General features: G+C 50.1%; 6 protein-coding genes. All 6 read right to left on the bottom strand.

Annotated features, from left to right (window positions below):
- Window positions 1–775: beta-ketoacyl-[acyl-carrier-protein] synthase II (locus L0156_20715; protein MCI0605414.1), on the bottom strand; the 775-nt coding region annotated here is incomplete at its 3' end.
- On the bottom strand, window positions 772–1,608 hold the full coding sequence (locus tag L0156_20710) for a hypothetical protein (GenBank protein MCI0605413.1): 837 nt from the start codon (window positions 1,606–1,608) through the stop codon (window positions 772–774). The genes L0156_20715 and L0156_20710, both read right to left, overlap by 4 nt.
- Complete coding sequence (locus L0156_20705) at window positions 1,569–2,045, bottom strand: beta-hydroxyacyl-ACP dehydratase (GenBank protein ID MCI0605412.1); 477 nt, start codon at window positions 2,043–2,045, stop codon at window positions 1,569–1,571. The genes L0156_20710 and L0156_20705 overlap by 40 nt, the downstream gene beginning before the upstream one ends.
- A 37-nt stretch (window positions 2,046–2,082) precedes the next feature.
- Window positions 2,083–3,534: a radical SAM protein gene (locus L0156_20700; protein ID MCI0605411.1), complete on the bottom strand. Its 1,452-nt coding sequence runs from the start codon at window positions 3,532–3,534 to the stop codon at window positions 2,083–2,085.
- A complete protein-coding gene (locus L0156_20695; GenBank protein MCI0605410.1) occupies window positions 3,506–4,087 on the bottom strand; it encodes a hypothetical protein in 582 nt (193 codons plus the stop codon). Before L0156_20695 ends, L0156_20700 begins: the two co-directional genes overlap by 29 nt.
- Window positions 4,074–4,698: SDR family oxidoreductase (locus L0156_20690; protein ID MCI0605409.1), on the bottom strand; the 625-nt coding region annotated here is incomplete at its 5' end. The genes L0156_20695 and L0156_20690, both read right to left, overlap by 14 nt.

Below are 4,698 nucleotides of genomic sequence, written 5' to 3'. Positions count from 1 at the left end.
CGTCAAACGAAGTTCCATATCCAACCACTTCCGCGTAGATTCGGGCCCCTCTTTCTACAGCTTCACTCCATTGTTCCAACACCAGCATGGCCGCGCCTTCTCCCAGCAAAAAACCATCGCGATCCCGATCGAATGGTCGCGACGCTTTCGAAGGTTCCTCATTACGCTGCGTCATTGCCTGAATCCGGCAAAATCCACCCACTCCCATCGGATTAATCATGGAATCGGTTCCTCCTGCCAGCATCCAGTTCCTTTTTCCTTCGCGAATCATACGAAAAGCGCAGCCAATTGCGTCTGTAGATGCGGAACAGGCGGAAATATGAGTCAGGGGAGGAGCTTTTAATAGATGTTCTTTACAAATGCGCGGGACGCAAACATCGGATGGAGTTTGAAGGAATTCCATCGGATCGGAAAGGACGGATGTTTTTCCATGCAGGTGATTCAGCATGTCAGGCATTGAAAAAAGTTCCAGGCCCAGGCCGATGCTTAAACCGCTTCGCTCATTTTTTCTGAGCGCGCTTCCGAATTTTTCAGCGTCTTTGATTGCGGAACGGGCGGCTAAAATTGCAAAGCCAACCTTCCGGTCTTTTGTGCGTAAAGGAAGTTTATCTTCATCCACTTGCGCGGCGATTCGCGTAGGCAATTTACAAGGATCAAACACCGTGATGCGTCCGGCTCCTGAAACACCTTCAAGCAATTTGTTTACGAAAGAGGGAAGTTCTGTGCCTAGCGGAGACACCACACCAATTCCTGTTATAGCGATGCGGTTTTTCATAAACTCCAAAAACTTTCCACTTTCATGCCATCGATCGATTGAAGATAGTGATAAAAATTTCCTGTCTGCGCCGGTTGATCCAGCATCACAGGAAGCGAAGCTGCGCCAAGATGCTTCTCTACGTCCTTATTTACCCAGCGTTCGATTTGTAAAGCCTCTCCTGGTTCATATTTCATTTGCAAGCCAAGCAATGCGCGATCTGCGCCGTTTCGTTCAAGGCAAATAAAACCTGCGGCATCCGGAGTTCTTTTCGTGATCCCTGATCTTTTGTAGTGATGTTGAACCAGAAAATTATTCTGGTCTGCCACTCCACCAACAAGCGCAAAGTCAATTTCCTTTTGTTCCAGCGCAAGGCACGCTTGTTCCAGCGCCAGATAGAATTGGGCTCCACCAGGATAAGTAATGAAATAGGGACCTTGAATGTTCAGATTGATAGAAACATGAAAAATCGGCATGTTGGGGAGGCACCGGAAGGTCAACAACGGATTTACTTCATCAAATCCTTTTGTGCTGAACAGATCCATGGAAAATGTGCCGTTGTCCGATGAATTGCGCGCAATCGTTTCAATTTCCTGGCGCTCAAATGGAATAAATCCCACACAAAGAAACAGACCGGTTTTCGTGCGCAGCTCCTCTTCCGATAACTGAGCGTTCCGCGCGGCCAGTCCGGAGGCGATGACTGCGAGCTCATCCTGTTTTCCCATGAATTTTTTCATCTTGCGGTGCTTGAGCCACGGCGCTACATCGATTTCCGAATCCGGGGCAAGAACAATCGATCCGGTTCCGCGAAGTCTCAGCGGATGGGAAAGTCGAGTTTCAAATGCTGCGTCCATTGTTTGTACAGGTTCCTTCGTTGTTCATGAACTTTTTCGGAGTCCACGCGCCAGAGTACGTAGGTGAGCACAGCGCTGACGGCCCTTTGCTCCTTTCTGCGAGCTTCTGCTCGCACGTGCGCGGCCCCTTCCAGTGTGGAAATCAGCTCGCACCGCAACTGCAGCTGATCTCCAGGCGTAACCGGGTCATAGAATTTTGCTTTTTCCACCTGCGCTAAAACAGCTCGTCGCAAATTTTCTTGCGACACATTGAAGGTGCACTCCACAAGGAAGCCGCCAAGCTGTGCAAGCGCTTCGATCACCAGAGTGCCGGGATAAATCGGGTGATCGGGAAAATGATCTTCAAGGAAGTCTTCGTTGTAGGTGATGTTTTTGATGCCTGTGGCCAGCTTGCCGGGCTGGATTTCGTCTACGCGATCAACAAAGAAAAATCTCATGCTACACTCCGCAGGCGGGACGCCCGCGCTACTTTGATTACCATTTTTTCCCGCCGGTTAGGGCTGTGACGGGAATAAGCTTGCCATGGGAAAAGCGCGGGTCTCGTTCGCGGTACAGAACATTATAGGAGCATGTGGGAGTGTTGGTTCCATCCGCAGCCGGAACACCGACGCAACACTGGCGAACGCGATCCATGTCAAAATTCTCTTCATCCATATGAGAGTGAATGTAAATTGTTTTCGCCGAACGCTCGGAAATCCTTTGTTGCGCTTCGTAGCTGATTCTGTCGCGCGGGAAGAGTCTTTGAATGAGATCCTTGAGCACGGGCAGAACCTGTTCCGAGGAATCTGAATCGGAGGACCACAAATCGTTGATCACATCCTGCAGCACCGATTCCATTTTCTCTCCCGGTTCCATGTAGAGATTGTCCGTGAGTAATTCACGGATTTGATCGCGCGACATGAAGCGTGTGAAAGGCAAATACCGGCCGCCTTCCATTTGCAACAGGTAACAGGTCTGATAGCAGAGCGGGTGAGCGCAAGGTGAAGGAACAAAATCATCCATGCGGATTTTGCCTTCGGTGCTGCGTTCCATTTCTTCCAACACTTCACACGTGGTCATCCTTGAAGCTCCATCGAACTGCACGCCTCCCTGTCCCGTGAAAGTCATCGTGTGGATTTCGAGGCTTCTGATCGAATCGCGATGCAAAGCCAGATCGACGAGCTTCCCGATCTCGTGATCGTTGTATCCGAGCGCAATCACAGGAATCAGGGTCGTATCCACGTTATATTTTTCCAATTGATCCAGCACTTTCATCTTCGCACTGTGAATGCGCGCTCCGATCATTTTCTTGTTGATTTCTTCGTCAAATGAATCGAAGGAAAGCACGATTCGCGCTCGCAGCTCCGCCAGCTCTTCCAATAAAACTTCGTTTTTCACAAAGGGCAAACCGTGGGTGCTGATCGTTACCCGGTGAATTCCAGCATCATGACAGAGCCGGATGATGCTCGTTAGCTTCGGATGCATCGTGGGCTCTCCTCCAGTGAGGTTGATAATTTTCATGTCGGGGTCATTCTCGCGAATCACATCGAGAATTCGGGCAAACTCATCCAGCGACATATGAAAGGCGCCTTCATTCTTATTAATGGTGTAGCAGATCGGGCAGTCGAGATTGCATGCGCTGGTGATCGGAATCACTGGCAGGTAGACTTTTTGTTGATGACTGGTGCACGCGCCGCAATCAAACGGACAGCCGGCCTGCACGTTCTTTCGCACTATCACAGGCGGTTTTAGAACCGCCGGATAAGACATAGTGTTGTGGTACCAGGCCGCTTGCGAAGCCAGCAAGACATCCCGGGATCCGTGTTCGGAACAACGTTTCTTCATCAAGATCTTTCCGTCTACTTCCCAGATTTCTGCAGGGATTCCTTGCTTGCAAACCGCGCAAAGGCTGGTGGTGTCATGCAGTTTTTGTCTGAATGGTTCCATATTCTTCCTGTTTTTGATTGGGAAACGCACGGTTTAATAAAAAGCTGAGCAACCATAAAGCTGCTGCAGCAAAGACAGCTGAAAAAATCCAGTAGCTTGAGTAGTTTTGAAAAATGCTCTTGAAACCCGGATAGATCTGAAAGGCGACATTCACATTCAGTTCGGGAGGTGTGAACAGCCTGCAGATCATCTGAACCAGAAAGCCGTACATCCACGCGTAGAGGAACATGTTCTGCGTTGCGCGAACTTTTGAAAGCGCGATGATTGCAACTGTCAGCCCGCCCAAATGGGACAGAAAAGTGCTGAGGGGATTGTCTCCTGTTCGGGACATATCCCACAGCCAGAGCGGAATTCCCGGAATCAGCCACAACACGGCGATTCGAATAAGCAAGGGCAATTGAAAGAATAAGCCTGCCGCCAGCACCAGATTTGATAGATTGCACAACCATAAGAGGTGTTGCGGTGTCCCGTGTGAAAGATGATAGCTGAGATGAGCGAGGAAGAAACAGACCGGGAGAACTCCCATCAATCTATATGCTTTATAAACCGCCATCGAGAATGATTACCTGTCCTGTGACGTATGTATTTTGAATGGCCATCCAGGTCGCTAACTCAGCAACCTCTTCCGCGCGGCCATACCTTCCCAGCGAACAATGCTTGAGATACGCATCCTTTACTTCGTGGCTGAGCTTTCGCGAAGCTCCTCCTTCCAGAATGCCGAGCGCGATGATATTCACTCTAATATTGTAGTTGCCTAGCTCTTTCGACATCGCTTCCATCATCCCTTTTGCGGCAGCGGTGCTTGAAGCAAAATGAATGGGGGAGGGAACCGGCTTGATTCCATCGATGGAGCGAACAAACAGAATATTGCCACCCCCATTTTTTCGCAGCCACAACGCCGCTTCCTGGCATGCGGCCAGAGTTCCACGCGTATTGACTGCCATCATCTCATCAAAAGCGGCCTGGTCAATCTGTTGCAGCTTATCGTAGTTGCCCGGAGCAGCGCACTTCCAGAAGCGGTCATCGCCGGATGTGCCGGCCGCCTGAATCAATGCATCCAGACCTTCCAGAGCCTCTGCGGCATGACGCACCGTTTTGCGAACCAGCTCGAAATTCTCCAGGTCGCATTGCAAATAGACCGGTGAGTCCAGACTCTCAGCAAGT

Source organism: bacterium, assembly GCA_022616075.1.
In the GTDB taxonomy this organism is placed as follows: domain Bacteria; phylum Acidobacteriota; class HRBIN11; order JAKEFK01; family JAKEFK01; genus JAKEFK01.
Note: the sequence above shows the minus strand (reverse complement) of the source record. Positions and strands in the feature narration are given on the sequence as shown.

Coding starts and splice junctions, on each gene's coding strand:
- L0156_20705 (MCI0605412.1), bottom strand. CDS start 2,045: ATGAGATTTTTCTTTGTTGATCGCGTAGACGAAATCCAGCCCGGCAAG.
- L0156_20700 (MCI0605411.1), bottom strand. CDS start 3,534: ATGGAACCATTCAGACAAAAACTGCATGACACCACCAGCCTTTGCGCG.
- L0156_20695 (MCI0605410.1), bottom strand. CDS start 4,087: ATGGCGGTTTATAAAGCATATAGATTGATGGGAGTTCTCCCGGTCTGT.
- L0156_20710 (MCI0605413.1), bottom strand. CDS start 1,608: ATGGACGCAGCATTTGAAACTCGACTTTCCCATCCGCTGAGACTTCGC.